The sequence below is a fragment of the Neisseria sicca VK64 genome, from assembly GCF_000260655.1.
Lineage (GTDB): Bacteria > Pseudomonadota > Gammaproteobacteria > Burkholderiales > Neisseriaceae > Neisseria > Neisseria sicca_B.
In genome coordinates this window covers 1-2,596 of the sequence record NZ_AJMT01000046.1, presented here as the reverse complement: position 1 = coordinate 2,596, position 2,596 = coordinate 1, and the positions used below count along the sequence as shown (strand labels likewise).

2 protein-coding genes are annotated in these 2,596 nt (G+C 39.5%); both read right to left on the bottom strand.

The window, feature by feature from the left end; all coding sequences use genetic code 11:
- Positions 1–833 precede the first annotated feature (833 nt).
- The gene (locus HMPREF1051_RS02980; RefSeq protein WP_003764259.1) at positions 834–1,250 is read right to left on the bottom strand and encodes a DUF4304 domain-containing protein; all 417 of its coding nucleotides are present in this window, start codon (positions 1,248–1,250) and stop codon (positions 834–836) included.
- A 36-nt stretch (positions 1,251–1,286) separates the two neighbouring features.
- Positions 1,287–2,596: RHS repeat-associated core domain-containing protein (locus HMPREF1051_RS02975; RefSeq protein ID WP_003764256.1), on the bottom strand; the 1,310-nt coding region annotated here is incomplete at its 5' end.

The window sequence follows — 2,596 nt, the reverse complement described above, 5'->3', positions numbered from 1 at the left end:
ATAGGTCGTGCCGTTGTAGGTTTTCAGGCGGTTGTCGGTGACGGCGGAGCGGGCGTCTGGCAGGTAAAGGTCACTTATAGGGAAAGATCGTCTGAAGATTGATTTCAGACGATCTTGCGGTTTTATTGGACCTCGATCCAACTACAGTTAATAAAATCAGATGAATGTATCAGAACACTTATGTAGTTTATATTTTTCCCAATGAAAATTACTAATATCGTCTTCTGAAGCATTCACTATCTTTGACTTAATAGAATATTCCATAAATTTTTTTCTTTGTTGAGTTAAGTCATCCTCATTTTCCCAGCAACTCATACATTCATCGCAACAGAGAAATAATTTATTAGAGTCAATATTTTTTTTATAATTAATCTACCTTGCCCATCGCATATGGGGCACTCTCTAAACCAAAAATAATCAGTATTTATCATGATGGATATCCTGTAATAATTTTATTGGTGCCTTTCATTACAATAACTTTGACTTTTGTAAGAATTGCTCCTGTATCTCTGTCATAGCCGATTGGCTGAGTTATATGTATCTGTATCGTTATCTGAACTGTTAGGACAACAATATAAGAAGAAGGTCGTCTGAAAATCACTTCAGACGACCATGTAAGTTAGAAATTTATATCTATAATTTTTTTATTGGTATTCATAATATTACTTCCTTAAAACTCCTCCTGAGACTTTCACAATTTGGCAGTTATCATGGTAGGCAAAACAGGTAATGACTCATACATAGGAAAGTTGTCGTCTAAAAATTTTCAGAAGACATTGCCAAATTGTGGAGGTTAAATATAAAATATTCAATAAATTTTTAAATTAAATTTATTATATCTGTTGCATTTTAATATAGTTTTCGAATATTTCTATATTTGTTAGTTTTTTTATTTCGATTAAAAAGTAGGTGTCTAATAAATTAAGAAAATCGAAATAATTTTGTTTATCTTTATTTTCATCAAAATTTATCCCTTTAATTAAAAATGAGTACTTAGGAAATAGATTTTCTAATCTTAAAATAAGATCCGCTCCCCAAGAAATTTCTTTTGGCGAGATATCAGGAGAAGTTTTTTTTGCACATAGATTAAAGTAATATTGCTTAGAGTATTTACTTTTTTGAATATTAAACATGCATTGAATATAACTATTATTATAGAAATAATTTAAGGTATTCAATTTTAAAAAATCATTTTTTTTTAAGATGGCTCTTAACTCTTTAAAAAAAATTTTCTCAAAATCAGCATTCATGTTGAATTTTTCCTTATTACACTTTAAATTTTAGGTTTATGGTTTATAAAGATCAAGTATACCTTTCCATTTCCCTTTGCAAGAATCAGGGCCTTCACTATTAAGAATTCTCACATAGTTATTTAATTGTTTATTTCCCTTGCATCTCCCTGATTTTGTATCAGGTTTTAATTCACGCACAAGACAATTTTTATAGTCAATTGCATCAAATCGGTATAATTTCCCTGACTTTGTTCTAAAACTACTTTCAAAGTTATATCCCCCTCCTAACGTAAGAGAGTAATTTTTATGAGCTCTTTTCCCAACTTCAATTGCTGCTTTAACAACGGGATTCGCAGCTCCTTTTGCTAATCCTAGAAAGTCTACCCAAATTTGTACATTTGGCGCAAACCAATACAGATTCTCCCCACCCATCAATCCAATCGGATCCTGATTCACAAACCGACCCGCATCAGGCTCGTAATACCTGAAGAAGTTGTAATGCAGTCCCGTCTCGCGGTCGGCATACTGGTTTTGCAGGCGGAAGGGTTGGTATGCGGCATCCGTTACCTTGGTTTCTTCTTTCAGACGACCCCAGCCGGTGTAGTTGCCGAACCATAAGAGGTTGCCATCCTTATCTGTCATCTCACGCGGGATGCCGATTTGGTCGCAGTGGAAGTAGTGGGTTTGTTGGCGGCTTTCGCCGTCTTCGGTTGTCCAATCGCGAACTTGTGCTAAAGGCTCGTAGGAATCTGGGTCGGTGTAGATATAGGTATATCTGCCGTCCGGGTGGATTTCTTGCAAGAGGTGGCTGCCGTCCCAAACGAAGCGGGTGTGGTTTTCGAGGTCGTTCCCGCCTAAATCATGCGGGAATGACGTTTCTGAAACTTCTTCGTTTTTCAGACGACCTTTGCCTATCCTTCTGCCCAAGGCGTCGTAGGTGTAGGACCAAGTTTCTTTCGTGCCGTCTTTTTTGAAGATTTCCGCTTTGACCAGTTGGTCATGCAGGTCGTAGAAATAGTTCTGCACTTCGCCGTCGGCCAGCTCGCGGTGGATCAGGTTGCCGAGCTCGTCGTAGTAATAGGTCGTGCCGTTGTAGGTTTTCAGGCGGTTGTCGGGGATGATGGAGCGGTTGTCTGAAAGCGGCGCAGCCGTTTTGCCCTCTCCCCGACCCTCTCCCGCGGGAGAGGGGGTAGGGTATGGTTTGACCTTTTCCGTCGGGATGTCGAGGATATTGTGCGCGGGGTCGAAGGCGAACAGTTCGTTACCCGCTTGGGTAATCCTGCCCAGTTTGTCGTACTCGAACTGGGTCGTACCCGTCCGCTGGTCGGTGCTGTGGGTCAGGTTGCCGGTGCGGTCGTAGCCGT

Coding starts and splice junctions, on each gene's coding strand:
- HMPREF1051_RS02980 (WP_003764259.1), bottom strand. CDS start 1,250: ATGAATGCTGATTTTGAGAAAATTTTTTTTAAAGAGTTAAGAGCCATC.